This window comes from Arthrobacter zhaoguopingii, from assembly GCF_009828595.1.
In the GTDB taxonomy this organism is placed as follows: Bacteria; Actinomycetota; Actinomycetes; order Actinomycetales; family Micrococcaceae; genus Arthrobacter_D; species Arthrobacter_D zhaoguopingii.
Map to the genome: position 1 here is coordinate 1 of NZ_WPNY01000001.1, position 21,254 is coordinate 21,254.

Sequence of the window (21,254 nt, forward strand, 5' to 3'; positions counted from 1 at the left end):
CGCCGGGCCGCCTCCACGCTGTTGCGCACGCTGCCCAGGGCGCGGCCCCCGGCCGCGGCGGCGGCTGCCGCCGCCGCGGTGATGCCGGCGGCGGCGAAGAACGAACGCCGCGAGGACCCGCCGGGGAGGGCCCGCGCCGCTGCGGGGGCGGGCGGGGCATCGGGTGCCGCCCGCGCGGGGGCGGGCAGGCGGGCGATCATGAGCCGGAGGGCCAGCAGCCCGGCGGCCGTGCCGATCAGTGAGGGGAGGGCATCGTAGGTGGACGCGCCGGCCCGGGACAGGACACTGGCCACGATGATCAGGCCCGCGGCGGTCACTCCCACTGCGCCCAGCACCCACCGATGGAGCGCGGCGATGCCGAGGACCGCCGCGAGGGCGGTGATGGTGAAGCCCATCCCGACGAACAGGGCGGCCTTGTCCCCGGTGCCGAAGGTGGCGATGGCAAAGTCCTTCAGCCACCCGGGAGTGAAGTCGATGAACGTCGAGCCGAGGGCGATCACCGGCGTGGCGCGGGCAGTGAAGAAAGCCGCGGCGAGTTCGGCCACTCCGAGGAGGAGCGCCGCGGCCGCGATCCCTGCCAGCGCTGCCAGCAGGGTCGTTGCTCGGGCGCTTTTCCGTCGGGTGTCCATACCGGGTATTCGGAGATGCCGGTTCCGCGTATGGGTGGGCGGGCGGGGCGTAACAGGGGGAGCAGGCTTCGTCGGGTGCGGCGCACCCAGTACGCTGATCTACTGTGAAGGTTCTTGTGATTGGCCCCGGTGGCCGCGAACACGCCATCGTCCGTGCACTTCTTAACGATCCGTTCGTCCGCGAGGTCCATGCGGCCCCAGGCAACGCCGGCATCGCCGCGGACGTCCCCACGCACAGCATCAACGCCAGTGATCCGGCGGAGGTGACGCAGCTGGCGCAGCGGCTCGGTTCGGATCTGGTGGTCATTGGCCCCGAGGCGCCCCTGGCCGCCGGCGTGGCCGACGCGCTCACCGAGGCCGGGATCCCCGTCTTCGGGCCCTCCCGGGCGGCCGCGCAGCTCGAGGCCTCGAAGGCGTTCGCCAAGCAGGTCATGGCTGCGGCCGGCGTCCCGACGGCGATGGCCCGGGTCGCCTCGACCACCGCCTCGGCCGAAGAGGCACTCGATACCTTCGGCGCCCCCTACGTGGTCAAGGACGACGGACTGGCCGCCGGCAAGGGGGTCGTGGTGACCGGCGACCGCGCCGAGGCGCTGGCCCACGCCCAGAGCTGCTTCGACGCCGGCGGGAGCGTGGTCATCGAGGAGTTCCTCGACGGTCCCGAGGTCTCCCTCTTCGTACTCTCCGACGGGTGCAGCGTGGTTCCGCTCGCCCCGGCCCAGGACTTCAAGCGCATCTATGACGGCGACCAGGGCCCCAACACCGGCGGCATGGGCGCCTACTCGCCGCTGAACTGGGCGCCGCCCGGCCTCGTCGAAGAGGTGGTGACGCGCGTGGCCCAGCCGGTCATCGACGAGATGGCCAACCGTGGCACCCCCTTCGTGGGCGTGCTGTACTGCGGGCTGGCCCTGACCTCGCGCGGCATGCGGGTCATCGAATTCAACGCTCGCTTCGGCGACCCCGAGACTCAGGCCGTCTTGGCCCGCCTGCGGACCCCCCTCGGTGGGGTGCTGCTGGCGGCGGCCAGGGGCGGACTGGACCGCCTCAGCGGCCTCCAGTGGTCTCCCCGGACCGCGGTGGCCGTGGTGCTCGCCGCGGAGAACTACCCCGAAGCGCCCCGGACCGGCGGCCGCATCCGCGGCCTGAAGCGGGCCGCGCAGCATGAGGACGTGCAGGTGCTGCACGCCGGCACGGCGGAGAAGGACGGGAAGGTGGTCAGCTCCGGCGGCCGCGTGCTCGCCGTCGTGGGGCTGGGCGGCGACCTTGCCGGTGCCCGTGCCACGGCCTACGACGCCCTGGCCGAGATTGACCTCGAGGGCGGACAGTTCCGCACCGACATCGCCCTGAAGGCCGCCCGCGGCGAGATCCACGTCGCGGCGGCCGCCGCGCCGGTGGCGGGACGGTGAGCTCCTTCGCACCCCCGCACCCGGACCTGCCCGGCTGGAGGCACGTGTACTCGGGGAAGGTGCGCGACCTGTACGAGCCGGCGGACGGCGACCCGGACCGGGTCCTCGTCGTGGCCAGTGACCGCATCAGCGCCTTCGACCATGTGCTGGCCACGGAGATCCCCGACAAGGGAAAGGTCCTCACCCAGCTGAGCCTGTGGTGGTTTGAACGCCTTACCGGGGTGCCCAACCACGTGCTGGCCGCGGACGAGGCCGGCGGGGTCCCGGCGGCCGTCGCCGGCCGCGCCATGATCTGCCGGCGGCTCGAGATGTATCCGATCGAGTGCATCGCCCGCGGGTACCTGACAGGCAGCGGGCTGGCCGAATACCGCGCCTCGGGCACTGTGTGCTCCCTGCCGCTGCCGGCCGGGCTGCGGGACGGCTCCCGGCTCGACCCGCCGCTGTTCACGCCCTCGGCCAAGGCCGAGGTGGGCGAGCACGACGAGAACATCACCTATGACGCCGTCGTCATGACCGTGGGCGACGACGCCGCGGCGCAGCTGCGTGCGCTGACCCTGGACATCTACTCGCGGGCCGAGGCGATCGCCCGGGAACGCGGAATTCTCCTCGCCGACACCAAGGTGGAGTTCGGGCTCGACCCGCTCGCGGGGCGGATCACCCTGGGTGACGAGGTGCTGACCCCCGATTCCTCGCGCTTCTGGGACGCCTCGCAGTACTCCCCGGGCCGGGCCCAGCCCTCCTTCGACAAGCAGTTCGTGCGCGACTGGCTCACCTCGGACGCCTCCGGCTGGGACCGGGTGTCGGTGCCGCCGGCCCTTCCCGCCGACGTCGTGGAGCGGACGCGAGGGCGGTACATCGAGGCCTACGAGCGCCTGACCGGCCGCACCTTCGCCTGAGGCATCCCCGGGCGGTGGCTCCGGCGTACGTCACGGAACCGACACTTTCGGCGCACCCGGCGGAGCCCCGCGTCGGCGGCGTTAGACTCGCCTCACAATTTCCGCAGCCGGCTCCGCTTCCGACGTCCTCGGACAGCGGCAGCGGTGCCGGCCGGAGGCCCGCTCAGCCCGCCACGAGGAGAAGTGTCCTATGCAGACGAGAATCACCCTCATCATCGACATCCCCGCCGACCTGGACGCATTCGAGCGGGAATTCCCCGACCTCCTCGCGAAGGCCCGGGCGCTGCCCGGCCAGGTCCGTCTGGAGTCCGCGAAGGTGTGGCCGAAGGAGGACGGGACGCCGGCTCCGGCGCACCGCACCCTGGATGTCTATTTCGACAGTTACGATGCCGCCTCCCGCGCGGTCAGCGTGCCCGAGGCCGGGGCGTTCTTCGAGAAGCTCGGCGGTCTGGGAGTGACCTTCACGGGGCTGTTCTGCGAGGTCGAGGAGCAGTAGGACCCGCCGGCAGGCTGCGGTCCGGGCGTCGAACAGGCGGACGGCCCCGCTTAGTCCGCCGCGCCTCCGGGGGCGAAGAGCTCGTCGAAGCCCTCGAGGGGAACTTCGACCAGGCCCGGGGAGCGCGGGCCGGGTGCGCCGGGTCCGCGGGCGTTCAGGAGGACTTCGGAGAGCACGACGGCGTGGATCTTCGCCAGGTCGTACCCCACGCTGAGGGTCGCCCGGCGCAGGGACCCGGTGGTGGTGGGGTCCCAGTAGATGGCTGTCTGCAGGGCGTGGACGCTCCACAGCTCCCGGGAGGGCAGGAGGCCGTCCCCGGCGTCGGGCAGGTCGAAGAGCGCGCCCTGTTCCGGGTCGGTGCCCGGAAGGAGGGTGACGCCCGGTGGGCGGGTCAGGATGGAGATTCGGCCGATGCCCTCGGCCGAAAGGTACCCGCCCTTGTTGCTGGGCGCCGCTGTGATGCCGGTATCGACGAAAACGGGGTTTCCCAGCAGCAGGTTCCAGACCCGGTCGCGGGTGGCATGGCGGTAGATTTCCCGGCGGACGAATTCCTCGGGCTGGTACTCGCTGAGGAAGTGCTCCACGGCCTTCTGGGCCGCGGCGTCGATGAGCCCGGCGACCCGGTCGAGGGTGGGGCCGAACCGGGAGACGACCTGCGCCGCGTTGTGCATTGTTCGGGTGCCTCTTCCGGCGCTCGGGGTTTTGCTTGCTCTTAATCCAACCGCATCGGCTCCGTGATCCCGGGTCCAACACGCGTCCGCCGCCGGCTTCGTCCCAACGGCTTTACGCCATCTGCTTCAAGCCGGCGCGACCGCCGGGACGCGGAATGCAGGGCGAAAAACCCGGGAAACAGGAAGGGCGCCTCCATCCTGCGGAGACGCCCCTGCTGTCGTACCTGAATTACGTGAAGCCGAGTTCACTTCGTGGGTCGGGGTGACAGGATTTGAACCTGCGGCCTCGTCGTCCCGAACGACGCGCGCTACCAAGCTGCGCCACACCCCGGTGCATTGTTTCTGCCGCAGGACCTGCGGCAAAAGCAACTTTCCAAGAATACCCCGTGAAGGCCCGGGAGGCGAAACCCCGGCCCGCCGCGGCCGGCGGTCCTACACCAGCGAGTCCTTCCAGGCCGCGTGCAGGGCCGCGAACCGGCCGGTTCCACCGATGAGGTCCGCCGGTTTTCCGTCCTCGACCACCTCGCCATCGTGCACCACCAGCACCCGGTCGGCGATCGCCACGGTGGAAAGCCGGTGGGCGATGATCAGGGCCGTGCGCTGCCCCAGCAGCCGCTGCAGGCCCTGCTGCACGAGCCGTTCGCTGGGAATGTCCAGGGACGAGGTGGCCTCGTCGAGGATCAGCACCGCGGGGTCGGCCAGGAAGGCCCGGGCGAAGCTGATCAGCTGCCGCTGCCCCGAGGACACCCGGCCCCCGCGTTTGTTGACGTCGGTGTCGTAGCCCTCGGGCAGTTCGCGGATGAATGCGTCGGCGCCGACGGCGCGCGCGGCCGCCTCGATCTCCTCCCGGGACGCGTCTGGCCGGCCGAGGGCGATATTCTCAGCGACTGAGCCGCTGAACAGGAAGGCCTCCTGGGTTACCATCACCACCGAGCGCCGCAGGTCCTTCGCATCCACCTCGCGCAGGTCCACCCCGTCGAGGGTGATGCTCCCGGCGGAGACGTCGTAGAAGCGGGCGATCAGCTTGGCGAGCGTGGACTTGCCCGCGCCGGTCTGCCCGACCAGGGCCACGGTCTGGCCCGCCGGGATGGCAAGGTTCAGGGGCGGGATGACCTGCGGGCCGTCGGCGTAGCGGAACTCGACGTCCCGGAATTCGACGGTGCCCCGGGCCCGCGGAAGGGCCACCGGGTTCCGGGGCGGGCGGACGGTCGGAACCTCCTCGAGCAGCCCGGAGACCTTCTCAAGCGCCGCCGAGGCGGACTGGAAGGAGTTGTAGAAGAGGGCCATCTGGTCCACCGGCTGGAAGAACCGCTTGCTGTAGAGCAGCAGGGCCAGCAGCGCGCCCACCTCAAGCGAGCCCTCGAGGACCCGGAACCCGCCGGCCGCGAGCACGACGGCCACGGTGAGGTTGCCGATGAGCACCAGCCCCGGCTGGAAGACGCCGTTGAGGTTGATCGAGCGGATGGTGGCCCGGCGGTAGTCCTCGGCCAGTTCGTCGTACCGGGTGGCGTTGGCCGGTTCCCGGCGGAACGCCTTCACGGCGCGGATCCCGGTCATCGTCTCGATGAAGTGGACGATGAGTTTCGCGGAGACCACCCGGGAGGACCGGAAGGCGATCTGCGAGTGCTTCTGGTACCAGCGGGCCAGCAGGAACATGGGAACCCCGGCGGCGAGGATCAGCAGGCCCGTCCGCCAGTCGAGGGCGAAGATGGTCACGGCGGTGAAGAGCATGAACATCACGCCGGAGGCCAGGGAGCTGACGCCCGAATCGAGGAGTTCGCGCAGCGCCTCAAGGTCCGAGGTCTGCCGGGAGATGATCCGGCCCGAGGTGTACTTCTCGTGGAACTCGAGGCTCAGCCGCTGGGTGTGCCGGAACACCCACAGGCGCAGGTCGAGCAGCATCGCCTGGCTCAGCCGCGCCGTCGCCCGCACGTATCCGGCGGTGAGGACGGCACCGAGGACGGCGGCGACGAGGTAGGCGCCCCCGGCCGCCACCAGCTGCACCGGGTTCCCGGCGATCAGGGCGGGCAGGGCCCGATCGATGCCGAACGCGATGATCGCCGGTCCGGCCACCCGGGCGGCCTGGGAGATGACGACGAGGGCGATGGTGAAAACAAACTGCCGCCGGTTGGGCCGGATCAGTGCCCCGAGCAGGCGGAAGGAGCGGGCCCGCACCGACCGGTTCTGCGCCCGGTCCAGCAGGACCTCGTCCTCGTTGCTGACGCCTGCGGGGGCGGCCCCCGCCGTCGCCTCCGGGGCGGACTTCCGCCCCGGCCGCCGTCGCGGCCGCTGTGCAGCCTTTGTCATGCCAGTGCCTCTTCGTCGTCGTACCCGCTGTCGAGATCCACCGGTTCCTCCGTCAGGCTCGCAAGAACATAGCGGTAGTGGTCGTTGCGGGCGAGCAGTTCGATGTGCGTGCCGACATCGGTGATCCGCCCGTCCTGCAGCAGCGCGACCCGGTCGGCCAGGGCGACGGTCGAGGGCCGGTGGGCGACCACGAGCGTTGTCGTGCCGCGCAGCACCTCCCGGAGCCGCTCCTCAACGAGCTCCTCGGTGCGCACGTCGAGGGCGGAGAGGGGATCGTCGAGCACCAGCACGCGTGGCTGGGCGGCGATGGCCCGGGCCAGGGCCAGGCGCTGGCGCTGGCCGCCGGACAGGCTCAGTCCCTCCTCGCCGATGAGGGTATCGACCCCGAGGGGGAGGGAGTAGACGAACTGCGCCTGGGCCACCTCGAGCGCCTCGGCCAGCAGGGCCTCCGCATCGGCGTCGCTTTCGGTCCGGGCGCCCATCAGGACGTTGTCGCGCACCGAGCTTGAGAAGAGGGTCGTGTCCTCGAAGGCGACCGCCACCAGGGTGCGCAGGTCGGCCAGGGCGAAGTCCCGCAGGTCGGTGCCGTCGAGAGTGATGCGCCCTCCGGTCACGTCGTAGAGGCGCGGCACCAGCTGCACCAGGGTGGTCTTGCCGCTGCCGGTCACGCCCACCATGGCCAGGGTTTCACCGGTCCGCAGCCGCAGGTCCACGCCGTTGAGGATGTCCCCGGCAGCGTCCTGGGTGTCGGGGTAGCGGAAGTGGACGCCCTCGAAGGCCAGTTCCCCGCGCGGGTCGGCCGGCCGTGCCGGGGCTGCCGGGGACGTGATGGGGTTCCGGGTCTCCATAACCTCGTAGTGGCGGTCGATGGCGGTCTTGGCGGTGAAGGTCATGGCCAGCAGCGGTCCGATGAATTCCACCGGGCCGGCGACGACGGCGGCGGTGGCGAAGAACGCGACGAGCGCCCCGATGCTCACCTGCCCCGACGAGGCCAGCAGCACGCCGACGACGAGGGAGGCTCCCAGCGCCAGTTCCGGGAGCAGGGTGACCACGAGGGAGAAGTTGGCGAGCGATTTGGCCTTGACGATCTCGGTGCGGCGCAGCTGCTCCGCCTGCTCATTGAACGCATCGAGTGCCTCGCCGCTGCGCCCGAAGGCCTTGAGCACGCGGATGCCGTGAACCGATTCCTCGACGGCGGTGGCGAGGTCGCCGGCCTGGTCCTGGCTCCTGCGCGAGACCCGGCTGTAGGAGGTGCGGAAGCGGAACCCGTAGATCATGATCGGCACCGCGGCGGCCAGGAAGATCAGGGCGAGGATCCAGTTGGTCAGGAACATCACCACGACGCCGATCCCCACGGTCAGTGAGGTCACCACCAGCATGATGAGGCCGAACGCCATCCAGCGGCGCATCAGGTTGAGGTCCGACATGGCGCGGGAGAGCAGCTGGCCGCTTCCCCAGCGGTCGTGGAACTCCACGGGGAGTTCCTGGAGGTGCCGGTAGAAGGAGGTTCGCATGTTGGTCTCCACGGAGGTGGCCGGACCGATGACGAACTGCCGCCGCAGGGCGATCAGCGCCGCCTCGAGGACACCGAGCAGAAGTACGAGGCCGGCGGCAAGCCAGACCCCCGAGGCGGAGCCGCCGCGCGTGAGCGAGTCGTTGACGAGGACGCGGAGCACCTGCGGGACCGCCAACGCCATGACGCTCGCGGCCAGGGCGCACAGCAGGCCCAGCAGCAGCCGCGGGGCGATGGGACGCACGTGCGGGTACATGCGCTTCATCGACTCGCGCAGCGTCGGTGCCGGTTTCATTCCACCTCTTCGGTGCTCGATGTCGGTCCTAAATCCGGCGCGGGCCGGGGCGGCCCGGAGACCGGCGGACCTGGCTCCCCGTTGAACGAACAGCGGCGGGAAACTTCTCCTACGCCGCATCCCGGGCGGTCAGGGTGAGCAGGACGGCCTCGGGCCGGCAGGCCAGGCGCACCGGGGCGAACCGGGAGGTGCCAATGCCCGCCGAGACGTTCAGCGGCACCCGGTGCCCGCGGTGCTCCCACTCGGTGAGCCCGCGGGCACGCCAGGTCGGGAGGTCGCAGTTCGTCACCAGCGCCCCGTAGCCGGGCACGCAGACCTGGCCCCCATGGGTGTGGCCGGCCAGGATCAGCTCGGCGCCGCCGTCGGTGAAGTAGTCGAGCACCCGCTGGTAGGGGGCGTGGGTGACGGCGATGCGCACGTGCGGGGCCTCGGCGGAGGTGCTGCTCCCGGCGGGGTAGCCGGCGTACTTGTCGCGGTCGAGGTGGGGATCGTCGACTCCGGTGAAGTCGAGGCGGAGGCCGCGCATGCCGATGGACTGGCTCCGGTTGGTGAGGTCGATCCAGCCGGCGGTGCCGAAGGCGCTGAACATCTGGGCCCAAGGCAGTTCGCGGGGCTCGCGGGTGCCGGCGGAGGAGGGGCCGGAGAAATACCGGAGGGGGTTCTTCAGGACCGGCTCGTAGTAGTCGTTCGAACCGGGGACGAAGACGCCGGGAAAGCGGAGCAGCGGGCCGAGGGCCTCAAGCAGGGGGCCCACGGCCTTGCGGTGGCTGAGGTTGTCCCCGGTGTTGACGACCAGGTCCGGTTCGAGCCGGGCCAGGCCCTGCAGCCAGTCACGCTTTGACTTCTGGTGGGGCGCCATGTGGATGTCGGAGAGCTGGAGCACCCGCAGGGGCCGGGCTCCGGGCGGGAGGACCCGTACCGTCTCCTCACGGAGCGAGAAGAGGGTCCTTTCGATCACCGAGGCGTAGCCCAGGGTCGCGGCCCCGGCGAGTGCCGTGAGCCCGGTGCTCCATGCGAGCGCTGTCCCTACGCCGTTCGTCCTCGATGACTCCACGTTTAGTCGTTCCCTTCGCCGCCGCCGTTGTTGCCGTTTCCGCCGCCGTTGTCGTCGCCCGGTTCGGCCGGTCCACCGAGTATGCCACCGGGGACGCCGGGAAGCCCACCGGGGCCGTTCTGCCCGTTGCCGTTCTGGCCGTTGCCGAAGGACTGTACGCTCTGGCGGCCGTTGATCATGTCGGCCGGCGGGTTCTGGAACGGCTCGCCGACGTAGAGGCCCGGGATCTGCTGCATGAAACGGGCCCAGGAGGGAGCGGCGATCAGGGAGCCGTCGATCTCCGGGTACACGCGGCCGCCGATCTGCAGGCCGCTGAGGGAGGTGTTCCCTTCCTTCCAGTTGCCGATCCAGCTTGCCGTGGCCAGGCCGGAGTTGTAGCCCATGAACCAGGTCTGCGAGCGCTGGTCGTTGGTGCCGGTCTTGCCGGCCATTGGGATGCCGCCGTACTCGAGCAGTGAACCGGAGCCGGTCTTCATGACCTCCTGCGTCGCGTAGTTCACGCCGCGTGCGGTTTCCTTCGGGATGACCTGCTTGCAGGAGGAGGCCGGAACCGGGTAGCTGGTGCCGTCCGCGGCCGTGACCTCGGTCAGGGCGCGGGGGTCGCAGACACTGCCCTCGGCGCCGAAACCGGCGAAGGCGGTGACCATCGACAGGGGGGAGACATCCTCGACGCCGCCGATGAGCGCTGAGGGCGCAACGGTGAGGCGCCCGGGTTCGCCGTCCTTGCTCTTGCCGTCGTGGACACCCATGTCGTAGGCGATGTCCTGGATGCGGCAGAGGTCGAGCTGCTTGGCCGAGGCCATGGTGATGGTGTTCAGCGACTGGGCCAGACCGCGGAGCACGGTGGCGGGACCGTAGTTGGTGTCGCCGTAGTTCTGCGGGAAGTACCCGCTGAGGCCATCCTCGCTCTGCACCCGGTAGGCCCCGCCCTGGAGGCAGCTCGCCGTCCACCGGTCGTTCTCCGGATAGCGCTTCTTGCTGCCGTCCAGAACCGTGTTCAGTGACTTTCCGGCGTCGACCCAGGCGGCGACGGTGAAGGGCTTGTACGTCGAGCCCGGCTGGAACCCCCCGATACCGCCGAGGCTCTTCTCGGGATTCCCGTCCTCGTACAGGTCCACGTTGAAGTTCAGGACCGAATCGCCGGCCGCCTCGCCCGGCCGGTACCGGGTGTTCTGCGCCATCGAGATGATGTTGCCGGTCTTCGGATCGACGCTCACGAGGGAGTGCCCCACGGCGCCGTCGGTGGTTTCGGGGTTCGCCGTCTCGTTGACGGCGGTCTGCGCAGCCTTCTGAATCCGGGGATCGAGCGTGGTCTTGATGGTCAGGCCGGAGCGGTAGAGCACCTTTTTGCGGTCCTCCGCGGTTTCGCCGTAGGCCGGGTCATTGAGGATCAGGTGGGTGACGTAGTCGCAGAAGTAGGGTGCCTGTGCGGCGCCGGCGCAGCCGTTGAGCGTCGGGGTGATGTTCAGGCTGAGGTCCTTCACGACGGCGGCGTCGTGCTCCTCCTGGGTGATCTTGCCGGTCTTGAGCATGGCGCCGATCACGAGGTTGCGCCGCTCCAGGGACCGCTCCGGGTTCAGTTCGGGGCTGTAGTAGGTGGTGCCGTTGACGACGCCGGCAAGCAGGGCGCTCTGCTCGATGTTGAGGTCTTTCGCGTCGACGTTGAAGAAGTACTTGGAGGCCGCCTGCACGCCGTAGGTGGTGCCGGTGAACGGCACGATGTTGAGGTACCCCTCGAGGATCTCGTCCTTGGTGAGTTCCTTCTCGACGGCGATGGCGAGCTTCGCCTCGCGCAGCTTGTCCCCGATGGTCTTGCTGCCGCTGAAGACCGCTTCCCCGCCGTTCTGGCGGGCGGTGTCGATCAGCACGTTGGTGACGAACTGCTGGGTGAGGGTTGAGGCGCCGCGGGTGGTGTCGCTGCTGATGTTGTTGGCGACCGCGCCGAGGATGCCCTGCAGGTCGACGCCGCCGTGCTCGTAGAAGCGGTTGTCCTCGATGGCCAGCAGGGCATTGGTCATATTGGGGGAGACCTGGTCGAGCGTGACCGGCTGCCGGTTCTCCTCGTACAGGGTGGCGATCAGCGAGCCGTCGGTCGCGAGGATCTTGGTCGGCTGGGCGAGCGCGTCGCGCTCAAGCTCCGCCGGGAGCTCCTCGAAGAACTGGATGGAGGCCGACGCTCCGGCGCCCGCCGCGGCGGCGACGGGCACGAGCAGTCCGGCGGCGAGCACACCACTGAGTCCGCTGATTCCGAGGAATGCAACGATTTTCCCAAGGGTGGTTGCCGTGTCAAAGAGAGGGGAGGTCCGAGGAGCCATGTACTGCAGTTTACAAGCACGCGCTAGGCTTTGACGCATGACCAAATGGGAGTACTCCACGATTCCGCTGATCATCCACGCCACCAAGCAGATCCTTGATCAGTGGGGTGAGGACGGTTGGGAGCTCGTCCAGGTGGTTCCCGGACCCGACGGGAACGGCCTCGTGGCCTACCTCAAGCGCGAAAAGGGCCAGTCGTGACCGGCACTGAAACCGCCCCCTCGGCGGTCGAGGCGCGGCTTTCCGAGCTGGGCATCACCCTGCCGGCCGTCGCCGCGCCGGTCGCCAGTTACGTGCCGGCTGTTATCTCGGGCACCTTCGTCTACACCTCCGGGCAGCTTCCCTTCATTGACGGGAAGCTTCCGGCCACCGGCAAGGTCGGGGCCGCCGTAGACGCCGACACCGCCCAGTCCCTCGCGGCCACCTGCGCCGTGAACGCCCTGGCCGCGGTCAAGGAGCGGATCGGCGACCTGGACCGGGTGACAAGGATCGTCAAGGTTGTCGGCTTCGTCGCCTCCGACCCGGCCTTCACCGGCCAGCCGGCCGTCATCAACGGGGCCTCCAACCTGCTGGGTGAGGTCTTTGGAGATGCCGGAGTCCATGCCCGTTCCGCCGTCGGCGTCGCCGTGCTTCCCCTTGATGCACCGGTCGAGGTCGAGATGATCGTGGAGTTCGTCTAGTCCCGTGGACCGACTCAGCAACCGCAGGTTCCCCCTCCATCCCGAGGAGCGCAGCGCCGCCCGGGGCTGGGTGGAATATGGTGCCCGCACCCCCCTGAAGGCCCGCCCGGCCTCCTCGGTCGTCCTGCTCCGAGATAGCCCGACGGGCGCGGAGACCTACCTCACCTGTCGCCGGAGCGAATCGCCGCTGGGAATCGTTGGGTTCCCGGGCGGCCTGATTGAGGAGTTCGACGACGACCCGGTCGACTGGTGCGGACCCAGCCCCTCTGCCTGGGCGAAGGCGCTGGGGACCGACGACCACAACCTGGCCCGGCGCCACGTGCTGGCCGCCGTGCGCGAACTCTTCGAGGAAACTGGCGTGCTGCTGGCGGGGCCCGACTCCACCAGCATGGTGGAGAGCACCCGCGGCCGGGAATGGATGAAGGCGCGTGAGTCCGTCGCCCACCAGGACAGCTCTTTTGCCGAGGTCCTCAGCCGGCGCGGGCTGGCCGTCCGGTCCGACCTGATCAAGCCGCTGGCGCACTGGCTGACCCCCGACTTTGCGCACCGCCGCTTCGACACCCACTACTTCGCCGTGGCCCAGCCCGTGAACCAGTCGCCCACCCTCCTTGAGAGCAAGGGCATCTGGGGCGACTGGAAGTGCGCGGCGCAGGAGATCGAGCGCCGGAACACCACCGGACTCGGTGACGAGGTGGGCCAGCCCAACACCGTGGGGCGCACCCTGAGCGAGATCACGGTCCCCGCAGTGGAGCTGATCCTCGAAAAGCTCGGCTCATCGCGCGGCTGCATCGCCTATCTTTCCCACAAGCGGAAGATCAAGCTCTACTACCCGCACCTGGCCGAGCACGACGGCGACCTGATGCTCGAGGTCGCCTGCCCGGTGCTGACCGAGGGCGGCTCGGCCCAGCGCGGCCGATAGAAGCGCGGCCGATAGAAGGTAGTGCAGTTAACCGGTAGCGCGGTAGTGGCGCGGTCGATGAAAGTGCAGCGCAGCTCAGCCGCAGCAGTGCGGCCGGACCACCCCGGGGGCCGGGTCAGCGGCTGCGCTGCCGCAGCCGCTGGATGTCGAGGATGACGACGGCGCGGGCCTCGAGGCGGAGCCAGCCGCGCTGGACAAACTCGGCGAGGGCCTTGTTGACCGTTTCACGTGAAGCGCCGACCAGTTGGGCCAGTTCCTCCTGCGTGAGTTCGTGGGCCACCAGGACGCCGTCGGTTGCGGGCCTGCCGAAACGGTCGGCCAGATCCAGCAGCGCCTTCGCGACGCGGCCGGGGACATCGGAGAACACGAGGTCAGCGAGGGACTCGTTGGTGCGGCGCAGCCGGCGGGCGAGCGCCTGGAGCAGCTGGGCTGAGACCTCGGGGCGGGTCTCGAGCAGCACCCGCAGGTTCTCGTTCTTCAGCCCCGCCAGCCGGGTCTCCGACACCGCCGTCGCCGTGGCCGTGCGCGGGCTGGGATCGAACAGGGCCATTTCGCCGAAGAGTTCGCCCGGGCCGAGGATGGCCAGCAGGTTCTCCCTGCCGTCCTGGGCGGTGCGGCCCAGCTTGATCTTGCCGGAGACGATGAAGTACAGCTGGTCGCCCTGATCTCCCTCACGGAAAACCGACGATCCACGCGAGAGGTCAACTTCGGTCAACTCATCAGTGAGGGCGGCGAAGACGTCGTCTCCCAGCGAAGCGAAGAGCGGCGCCCGGCGCAGTACCTCGATATCCATGAATTCTCCTGTTGACTTGGGGTGGTGCGGCGGTCCCGCGTGGCCTCTACCGTCCCATCTTGCCGTACCCGGGCATGATGGGACAGCCGGTACACGCCATTCCGCCCGCGTTAAGCGGTCCGCGCAACCCGTGCGATGCCGCCGGACGGCTCCCGGCCGATAGAATCGGGACTCAGTGATGGAGGTGCGCGGCTTCCGGACGAAGCACACTGGGAGAACGGACATGCCCGACTTCACGATTCTCGACGTCGTACTGGGCCTTGTGCTGCTCGGGTACCTCGCCGTGGGGCTCCGCAACGGGCTCTTCGTGACCCTTGGCGGCATCGTCGGGTTCATCGCCGGGGCCGTGGCCGCCTTCTTCGCCATCCCGCTGGTCAGCGCGGCGGTCCCCGACAACGGCTGGCGCCTTCCCGCCGTCATCGCCACAGCCCTCGTCCTCGTCGTCGTGGGCCAGGCCCTCGGCGCCGGCCTGGGGTCCTCGATCCGGCGCTGGCTGAAGGCCCGGCCCCTGCGGACGGTCGACCGGCTGCTCGGCGGTGCGGTCAACACCGTGGTGGCGGCGCTGGTGATGTCGATGCTCGCCTTCAGCGTGGGCACCCTCGGCGTTCCCTTCCTGTCCCAGCACCTGGCCGCCTCGCAGGTCATCCGCGGCATCGACAGCGCAACCCCGGCACCGGTGCGCACCTGGCTGGCGCAGCTGCGCACCATCGCCGTGGACGACGGCATCCCCACCATCCTGGACACCGTCGCGCCGCCGTTGGCCGCGGAGGTCCCCGACGAATCCGTCGACACCCCCGAACTCGCCGCAGCCGCGGCGTCGGTGGTGCGGATCGCCGGCACGGCCTTTCAGTGCGGGCAGAACCAGACCGGCACCGGGTTCGTGGTGGCACCCGGCCGCGTCATCACCAACGCGCACGTCGTGGCGGGGGTGGGTGAACCCGTCGTCGAGGTCCTGGGCGGAGGGGCGCTGCCAGGGCGGGTCGTCCACTTTGATCCGGCCCGCGACATCGCCGTCCTCGCCGTCGACGGCCTGAACCGGAATGCGCTGCCGCTGGGAGAGGAACTGCCCCGCGGGACGACGGCGGCCTTCGCCGGCTACCCGGCCGGCGGGCCCTATCGGATCCAGCCCGCCAGCGTGCAGAACCTGTCCCCGGTGATGGTCCAGAACATCTACGGCGCCAGTCCGCAGCTGCTCCAGGTGTACAGCCTGGCCGCTAACGTGCAGCAGGGTAATTCCGGCGGGCCGCTGCTCGACCTGCAGGGCCGGGTTGCCGGGGTGGTCTTTGCCAAGTCCACGGCCGAGGCGCCCGTCGGGTATGCGCTGTCGCTGGCCGAGCTGCGGCCGATCGCCGAGCGCGCGACGGGCTATGCCGCCGCTGTCCCCTCCGGGCAGTGCACCCCGCGCTGACGGGATGACCAGCACCCTTTATGCGGCGGACAGTTCCCCACGCCACCAGCGCACGGTCTCGGCGACGGCTCCCTGCAAGGGCGTCGGTGCGATGCCGAGAACCTGCTCCGAGGCCGAGGAGTCCATGACGAACGGCCGGTCGAACTGATAGGACAGCTCGGCCAGCTCACGCATGGATGGCATGAAGACGCCGAGCCTGCGGACGAGCCAGCCCGGGGTTCCCGTGAGCCGGGGCGCGGAGACGCCGGCCTCCGCCGCGAACGCCTCGACGAGGGCGCGCTGGGTGAGTGCCGGGAGCGTTGGCGCGTGCAGCACGCGGTCTTGGGTCCGCGGCAGGTCGGCGGCAGCGATCATGGCGGCAGCAAGGTCTGGGATGTAGGTGAAGGAGTGCGGGGCGTCGGGGCTGCCGATCAGCTGGATCGGTTTCCCGCCGAGCACCGAGGGCACCATCCGCTCACCGGCGTGTGCCGTGCGCACCCTGGGACCATAGAAGTCGGAGGCGACGATAGAGACGGTGTCCGTGGTGGACGCGGCGCGGGCGGCCAGGAGAGCCGTGCGGACTCCGCGCTTGCCGGTGCCGGCGGCCCGCTCGGAGTCCTCCGTCATCACCTCGCCGGGGATGCTGTAGGAGTAAAGGCTTTCCGGGAAGACCGCAAGGGCACCCTGCGGGCCGGCGGCGTCGAGCACCACGGCCTCGGTGGCCGGAAGTTCCCGCTGCCAGGCCTGCGCCGTGTAGGCGCTGGCGTGGATGCAGTGGAAGACCGCCGCGGCTCCCGCGAAAGCCGGCCCGAGCGCGACGGCGTCCGAGGCATCGATCCGGAGTTTCTCGATCAGGGGGTGCACCGGTCCGGAGCCCGACCGCGTGAGGATCCGCACGGAATCTCCGCGCCCGGCCAGCTGCTCGGCGATGGTCCAGCCAACAGGTCCTGCTCCGGTGACGACGTACAGGGTCATGGTCGTGCCTTTCGTGAAGAACGGTGCGATGAGAGCAGTGCTCTCAAAACCAGCATGCAGACTGTCGGGAGCGAAGTCAAGAGCAGTGCTCGCAATTGTTGACGGCGCTCTCCTTTCGATGCGAGAGTGGGCTCATGGCAGGAACACCGCGGGAGCGCGCACGGCAGCAGACCCTGGAGGACATCACCCGCATCGGGCGCCGGCAGCTGGGGGAGGTGGGCGCCGCTGCGCTCTCACTCCGCGCAGTCGCCCGGGAGCTCGGCGTCGTTTCCTCCGCCGTGTACCGGTACGTGGCGAACCGTGACGAGCTGCTCACGCTTCTCCTGGTCGATGCCTATACCGAACTCGGCGATGAGGTGGATGCCGCAGTCGAGCGGGCCGGGCCGTCGGCTTCAGACCGCTTTGCCGCCCTCGCGCGGGCCGTCCGGTCGTGGGCTTTGCGCGAGCCGTCCCGATACGCGCTGCTCTTTGGCAGTCCAGTTCCGGGTTATGCGGCTCCGGCGGAACGCACCACCGCGCAGGGGACACGCGTCGTTACGCTGCTCGCACGGATCGTGGACGACGCCTGGGACGCGGGAGGAATCACGGGCGGGGCCGGTGTCGCGCCCAACGAACTTGCAGCGGATTTTCAGGCCATCCGCGACCAGCTATCCCTCTCGGTACCGGACGGAGTCCTCGCTGCAACCGTCCAGGCATGGTCGGCCCTCTTCGGCGCGGTCTCCTTCGAGGTTTTCGGGCAGTACGGCAAGGACACCTTCGTCGATCCGGATGCCCTCTACGACTACACCGTCGGGCGGCTGGCGGAGCAGCTGGGGCTGCTGGCGAAATGTGCGGCATCATCGTAAGGACGGGGATCACCGGGCCCGAGGTACGCAACCGCCCCGGGGGAGTCGCCCCGGGGGAGTCGCGGCAGGGTACCGCCGACCGGGTCCGTCGAGTGGCGGACTTTGCCTCCGCGAGACCAAATCGTGACCGGATGGATGCGGGAAATACGAAAACCGGCCGTTTTAGAAGTTAGGCTCGTCACACGGCCAGTGCGCACAGGCGCGTTCCGGTCCGGCGGATACAGGGTTGTCCGGCCAGAATCACTCGTTCAACAGGAGCTCAAAATGTCTACACGCGACACTTCTGTGCGCAGGTTCCATCCCACCAGGAAACGTGTTGCGTTGACTGCGGGAATATCCATCGGCGCGCTGCTCATGACCGGCTGCGTCCAGAGCCAGCGCGAAGAGGGGGCCGGCGCCGAGGGTTCGGGCGAGGCCGTCAATTCGACCTTCGTCTTCGCTGCGTCCTCCGACCCGAAGTCCCTCGACCCGGCCTTCGCCAGCGACGGCGAGTCCTTCCGCGTCAGCCGCCAGATCTTCGAGGGCCTCGTCGGTGTGGAGAAGGGCACCGCGGATCCCGCGCCGCTGCTCGCCGAGTCGTGGGAGACCTCCGAGGACGGACTGGCGACGACCTTCCAGCTGAAGGAGGGAGTGAAGTTCCACGACGGGACCGACTTCAACGCCGAGGCCGTCTGCTTCAACTTCGACCGCTGGTACAACTGGACCGGCCTCCAGCAGGCCGAGACCGTCTCCTACTACTACAACTCGCTCTTCCGCGGGTTCAAGGACCAGCCTGACGAAGCCGTCTACGAATCCTGCGAGGCCAACGGCGACAACGAGGTCACCGTCAACCTGGCCAAGCCGTTCGCCGGGTTCGTGCCGGCGCTCTCCCTGCCGGCGTTCGCCATGCAGAGCCCCACCGCGCTTGAGGAGTTCAAGGCCGACGAGATCGGTGGTTCCGAGGAATCACCGAAGCTCAGCGAGTACGCCCTCGGCAACCCGGTGGGCACCGGTCCCTTCAAGTTCGAGTCCTGGGACGTCGGACAGCAGCTTGAGCTGTCGATCTTCGAGGATTACTGGGGCGAGAAGGGCCAGATCACCGAGACGATCTTCCGCATCATCGACGACCCGCAGGCCCGCCGCCAGGCCCTCGAGGCCGGAACCATCGACGGGTACGACCTGGTCGCCCCGGCCGACGTCCAGTCCCTGAAGGACGGCGGATACAACGTGGTGGCCCGCGACCCGTTCACCATCCTGTACCTGGGCTTCAACCACAAGGTGGAGCAGCTCGCGGACCCGCTGGTCCGTGAAGCCATCGCGCACGCCATCGACAAGGAGGCTCTGGTCGCCCAGACCCTTCCTGAGGGCACCGAGGTCGCGACCCAGTTCATCCCCGACGTCGTCGACGGCTACAACGAGGACGTCACCACGTACGACTTCGATCCGGAGAAGGCTAAGGAACTCCTCGCCGAGGCCGGGTACCCCGACGGCTTCGAGGTCCAGTTCAACTACCCGACGAACGTCTCCCGTCCGTACATGCCCACCCCGGAGCAGGTCTTCACGAACCTCCAGGCGCAGCTGGCCGACGTCGGAATCACCGTCACCCCGGCGCCTGCCGCCTGGTCCCCTGACTACCTCGACCAGGTTCAGGGCACCGAGGACCACGGCCTGCACCTGCTCGGCTGGACCGGCGACTACAACGACACCGACAACTTCATCGGCGTCTTCTTCGGCCAGCAGAAGCCGGAATTCGGTTTCGACAACCCCGAGCTGTTCGCCGCACTCAATGAGGCGCGGGGCATGACCGACCGCGAGGAGCAGACGAAGGCGTACGAGGAGATCAACGAGCAGATCGCCGAGTTCATCCCGGCCATCCCGCTGGCCCACCCGGCACCTTCGCTGGCGTTCAACGAACGAGTGACCTCCTACCCGGCCAGCCCGGTCAACGATGAGGTCTTCAGCGAGATCGAGCTCAGCAAGTAATACCAGCACGTCCAGTGGAGCCGGACCCGTACGATAGGTCCGGCTCCACTGTGTTGGAGAGCACATCCTGGTTTCCCCCCGAGAGGACACTGTGTTACGCGTCATAGGCAAGCGAATTGCCCTGCTCATCCCCACGTTGTTTGGGCTGTCCGTTCTGCTCTTCCTCTGGGTGCGCAGCCTCCCGGGAGGTCCGGCGACCGCGCTGCTCGGTGAGAAGGCGACCCCCGAGGCCGTCGCCCGGGTGAACGAGCTCTACGGGTTCGACCGGCCCCTCCTGACCCAGTACTTCACCTACATGGGCAAGCTGCTGCAGGGCGACTTCGGGATCTCCATCAACACCGGGCGTCCCGTCCTCGAAGAATTCGCAACCCGCTTCCCGGCGACCATCGAACTCACGATCGTGGCCCTGATCTTCGCCATCGGCGTCGGCGTGCCGCTGGGATACGCGGCGGCCCGCCACTACGGCCGTTTCGTGGACCACAGCTCAGTGGTGCTGAGCCTGATTGGCATCACCGTCCCGGTGTTCTTCCTCGCGTTCATCTTCAAATACCTTTTCGCGATCCAGTGGTCCCTCCTACCGCCCGACGGCCGGCAGAACCCGCGCATCAACGCGACCCACGTCACCGACTTCTACGTCCTGGACGGGCTGCTCACGGGGGAGTGGGACGCCGCGTGGGATGCCTTCCTGCATCTGATCCTGCCGGGGCTGGCCCTGGGCACCATCCCGCTGGCCATCATCGTGCGCATCACGCGGGCCTCGGTGCTTGAGGTGCAGAACGCCGACTACGTGCGCACCGCCCGGGCCAAGGGCCTGATGGAGCGCACCATCCGCGGCCGGTTCATCCTCCGCAACGCCATGCTTCCGGTGGTGACGACGATCGGCCTGCAGCTCGGCCTGCTCATCTCGGGTGCCGTGCTCACCGAGACGGTCTTCGCGTTCAACGGCATCGGGCGGTTCCTGCGCGATGCCATCTTCGGCCTTGACTACCCGGTCCTCCAGGGGTTCATCATCTTCATCGCCATCCTCTACGCGATCATCAACCTCCTGGTTGATATTTCCTACAGCATCATCGACCCGAGAGTGCGTGTGCAGTGAGTGCAATCTTGCCCCCCGCCGTCGGCGGATCAGCAGCCCCGACAGACCCGGCGATCGAGACCGGGGGTGGAACCGGCCTCTGGAAGGACGCGTTCCTCCGCCTGCGGCGCAACCCGCAGGCCATCGCCGGCGCCGTCATCATCGGACTGTTCCTGCTCGTGGCGCTCCTCGCGCCGGTCCTGGCCCCCTATGGCGGCAACGAACTGCCCGGCCGCACCGAAATCACCCCCACCACCATCCCCGGGCCCGGGGAGATCGGCGGCTACCCGCTCGGGCTCGACCGCTTCGGCGGCGACCTGCTGAGCAAGCTGATCTGGGGCGCCCAGGCGTCCCTGCTGATCGGCGTGGTGTCCACCGCCCTGGGCCTCGCCGGCGGAATGCTCCTCGGTGTCCTCGCCGGCGGCTTCGGCGGCTGGGTGGACAACGTCATCATGCGGTTCGTCGACATCCTGCTGTCGGTGCCGAACCTGCTGCTCGCGGTGAGCATCGCCGCCATCCTGGGCCAGAGCCCGTACGCGATCATGATCGCCATCGGCGTCTCGCAGATCCCGATCTTTGCGCGGCTGCTCCGTTCCTCGATGCTCTCCCAGCGCGGATCCGACTACATCCTGGCCGCGCAGACCCTCGGGCTGAGCCGCAGCACGATCACCATGAGCCACCTGCTGCCCAACAGCATGGGCCCGGTGATCGTGCAGGCAACGCTCACCCTGGCCACCGCGGTGATCGACGCCGCCGCGCTGTCCTTCCTCGGCCTCGGCGGCGGACTGCCGCAGGCCGCCGAGTGGGGCCGGATGCTCACCTACGCCCAGGCCGAGCTGAGCGTCGCGCCGCAGCTGGCGTTCCTGCCCGGCGCGTGCATCGCCATCACCGCCCTCGGCTTCACCCTCCTGGGGGAGTCCCTCCGGGAGGCCCTGGATCCAAAGACGCGGCAGAAGTAACCCGACGGGAGCCCGCTCCCGCCGCCTCGTCGAATCCACCTCGTCGAATCCGCCCCGTCGCTCTCCAAGCGGCGGGGCGTCG

General features: G+C 69.2%; 18 protein-coding genes, 1 tRNA gene and 1 pseudogene. 11 read left to right on the forward strand and 9 right to left on the reverse strand.

The window, feature by feature from the left end; translation table 11 throughout:
* Nucleotides 1-629 (reverse strand): annotated as a pseudogene (locus GVV86_RS00005) (molybdopterin-dependent oxidoreductase); the annotation flags it as partial.
* 104 nt (nucleotides 630-733) lie between these two features.
* Here GVV86_RS00005 and purD point away from each other — a divergent pair.
* From purD to GVV86_RS00020, 3 genes are all read left to right on the forward strand, one after another.
* Nucleotides 734-2,032 (forward strand): phosphoribosylamine--glycine ligase, encoded by a 1,299-nt coding sequence (purD, locus tag GVV86_RS00010; protein WP_159620407.1) that lies wholly within the window; start codon nucleotides 734-736, stop codon nucleotides 2,030-2,032.
* Nucleotides 2,029-2,928 carry a phosphoribosylaminoimidazolesuccinocarboxamide synthase gene (locus GVV86_RS00015; RefSeq protein WP_159620409.1) on the forward strand — a complete coding sequence of 300 codons (900 nt, stop codon included), beginning with the start codon at nucleotides 2,029-2,031 and terminating at the stop codon, nucleotides 2,926-2,928. Before purD ends, GVV86_RS00015 begins: the two co-directional genes overlap by 4 nt.
* 190 nt (nucleotides 2,929-3,118) lie before the next feature.
* The gene (locus GVV86_RS00020) at nucleotides 3,119-3,424 is read left to right on the forward strand and encodes an EthD family reductase (protein ID WP_159620411.1); all 306 of its coding nucleotides are present in this window, start codon (nucleotides 3,119-3,121) and stop codon (nucleotides 3,422-3,424) included.
* 50 nt (nucleotides 3,425-3,474) lie between these two features.
* Here the strand turns inward: GVV86_RS00020 and GVV86_RS00025 are convergent, their stop codons facing one another.
* The 6 genes from GVV86_RS00025 to GVV86_RS00050 all read right to left on the reverse strand — a co-directional run bounded on the left by GVV86_RS00025 (nucleotide 3,475) and on the right by GVV86_RS00050 (nucleotide 11,579).
* Nucleotides 3,475-4,095 carry a hypothetical protein gene (locus GVV86_RS00025; protein ID WP_159800688.1) on the reverse strand — a complete coding sequence of 207 codons (621 nt, stop codon included), beginning with the start codon at nucleotides 4,093-4,095 and terminating at the stop codon, nucleotides 3,475-3,477.
* Between the two features lie 257 nt (nucleotides 4,096-4,352).
* Nucleotides 4,353-4,426, reverse strand: a tRNA-Pro gene (locus tag GVV86_RS00030).
* A 101-nt stretch (nucleotides 4,427-4,527) separates the two neighbouring features.
* Nucleotides 4,528-6,402 (reverse strand): ABC transporter ATP-binding protein, encoded by a 1,875-nt coding sequence (locus tag GVV86_RS00035; protein WP_159800690.1) that lies wholly within the window; start codon nucleotides 6,400-6,402, stop codon nucleotides 4,528-4,530.
* Entirely contained in the window at nucleotides 6,399-8,210 is a 1,812-nt protein-coding gene (locus GVV86_RS00040; protein ID WP_159800692.1) for an ABC transporter ATP-binding protein, read from the reverse strand. Before GVV86_RS00040 ends, GVV86_RS00035 begins: the two co-directional genes overlap by 4 nt.
* A 109-nt stretch (nucleotides 8,211-8,319) precedes the next feature.
* Nucleotides 8,320-9,264: a metallophosphoesterase gene (locus tag GVV86_RS00045; protein WP_159620419.1), complete on the reverse strand. Its 945-nt coding sequence runs from the start codon at nucleotides 9,262-9,264 to the stop codon at nucleotides 8,320-8,322.
* Nucleotides 9,265-9,266: 2 nt separating this feature from the next.
* Nucleotides 9,267-11,579: a transglycosylase domain-containing protein gene (locus GVV86_RS00050; protein ID WP_159620421.1), complete on the reverse strand. Its 2,313-nt coding sequence runs from the start codon at nucleotides 11,577-11,579 to the stop codon at nucleotides 9,267-9,269.
* Between the two features lie 37 nt (nucleotides 11,580-11,616).
* On the opposite strand from GVV86_RS00050, the gene sp36 reads away from it, so the two are divergent.
* Genes sp36 through GVV86_RS00065 form a run of 3 tightly spaced genes read left to right on the forward strand, consistent with a single transcriptional unit; the run spans nucleotide 11,617 to nucleotide 13,176 of the window.
* A complete protein-coding gene (gene sp36 / locus GVV86_RS00055) occupies nucleotides 11,617-11,778 on the forward strand; it encodes a Sp36 family protein (protein WP_120167707.1) in 162 nt (53 codons plus the stop codon).
* Nucleotides 11,775-12,257, forward strand: a complete 483-nt coding sequence (locus GVV86_RS00060; RefSeq protein ID WP_159620423.1) for a RidA family protein — start codon at nucleotides 11,775-11,777, stop codon at nucleotides 12,255-12,257. The genes sp36 and GVV86_RS00060 overlap by 4 nt, the downstream gene beginning before the upstream one ends.
* Before the next feature lie 4 nt (nucleotides 12,258-12,261).
* On the forward strand, nucleotides 12,262-13,176 hold the full coding sequence (locus tag GVV86_RS00065) for an NUDIX hydrolase (protein ID WP_159620425.1): 915 nt from the start codon (nucleotides 12,262-12,264) through the stop codon (nucleotides 13,174-13,176).
* A 115-nt stretch (nucleotides 13,177-13,291) separates the two neighbouring features.
* On the opposite strand, the gene GVV86_RS00070 is transcribed toward GVV86_RS00065, so the two are convergent.
* Nucleotides 13,292-13,969, reverse strand: a complete 678-nt coding sequence (locus tag GVV86_RS00070; RefSeq protein WP_120167713.1) for a Crp/Fnr family transcriptional regulator — start codon at nucleotides 13,967-13,969, stop codon at nucleotides 13,292-13,294.
* A 223-nt stretch (nucleotides 13,970-14,192) separates the two neighbouring features.
* On the opposite strand from GVV86_RS00070, the gene GVV86_RS00075 reads away from it, so the two are divergent.
* The gene (locus GVV86_RS00075; protein ID WP_159620427.1) at nucleotides 14,193-15,377 is read left to right on the forward strand and encodes a MarP family serine protease; all 1,185 of its coding nucleotides are present in this window, start codon (nucleotides 14,193-14,195) and stop codon (nucleotides 15,375-15,377) included.
* A gap of 18 nt (nucleotides 15,378-15,395) precedes the next feature.
* Here GVV86_RS00075 and GVV86_RS00080 read toward each other — a convergent pair whose 3' ends face one another.
* Nucleotides 15,396-16,331, reverse strand: coding sequence for an NAD-dependent epimerase/dehydratase family protein (locus GVV86_RS00080; protein WP_159620429.1), 936 nt, complete (start codon nucleotides 16,329-16,331; stop codon nucleotides 15,396-15,398).
* Nucleotides 16,332-16,465: 134 nt separating this feature from the next.
* On the opposite strand from GVV86_RS00080, the gene GVV86_RS00085 reads away from it, so the two are divergent.
* The 4 genes from GVV86_RS00085 to GVV86_RS00100 all read left to right on the forward strand — a co-directional run bounded on the left by GVV86_RS00085 (nucleotide 16,466) and on the right by GVV86_RS00100 (nucleotide 21,172).
* Complete coding sequence (locus GVV86_RS00085) at nucleotides 16,466-17,176, forward strand: TetR/AcrR family transcriptional regulator (RefSeq protein ID WP_159800694.1); 711 nt, start codon at nucleotides 16,466-16,468, stop codon at nucleotides 17,174-17,176.
* A 264-nt stretch (nucleotides 17,177-17,440) separates the two neighbouring features.
* Entirely contained in the window at nucleotides 17,441-19,138 is a 1,698-nt protein-coding gene (locus GVV86_RS00090) for an ABC transporter substrate-binding protein (protein ID WP_159620433.1), read from the forward strand.
* Between the two features lie 91 nt (nucleotides 19,139-19,229).
* Complete coding sequence (locus tag GVV86_RS00095; RefSeq protein ID WP_159620435.1) at nucleotides 19,230-20,234, forward strand: ABC transporter permease; 1,005 nt, start codon at nucleotides 19,230-19,232, stop codon at nucleotides 20,232-20,234.
* An 8-nt stretch (nucleotides 20,235-20,242) separates the two neighbouring features.
* Nucleotides 20,243-21,172 carry an ABC transporter permease gene (locus tag GVV86_RS00100; protein ID WP_425483375.1) on the forward strand — a complete coding sequence of 310 codons (930 nt, stop codon included), beginning with the start codon at nucleotides 20,243-20,245 and terminating at the stop codon, nucleotides 21,170-21,172.
* The last annotated feature ends 82 nt before the right edge of the window (nucleotides 21,173-21,254 follow it).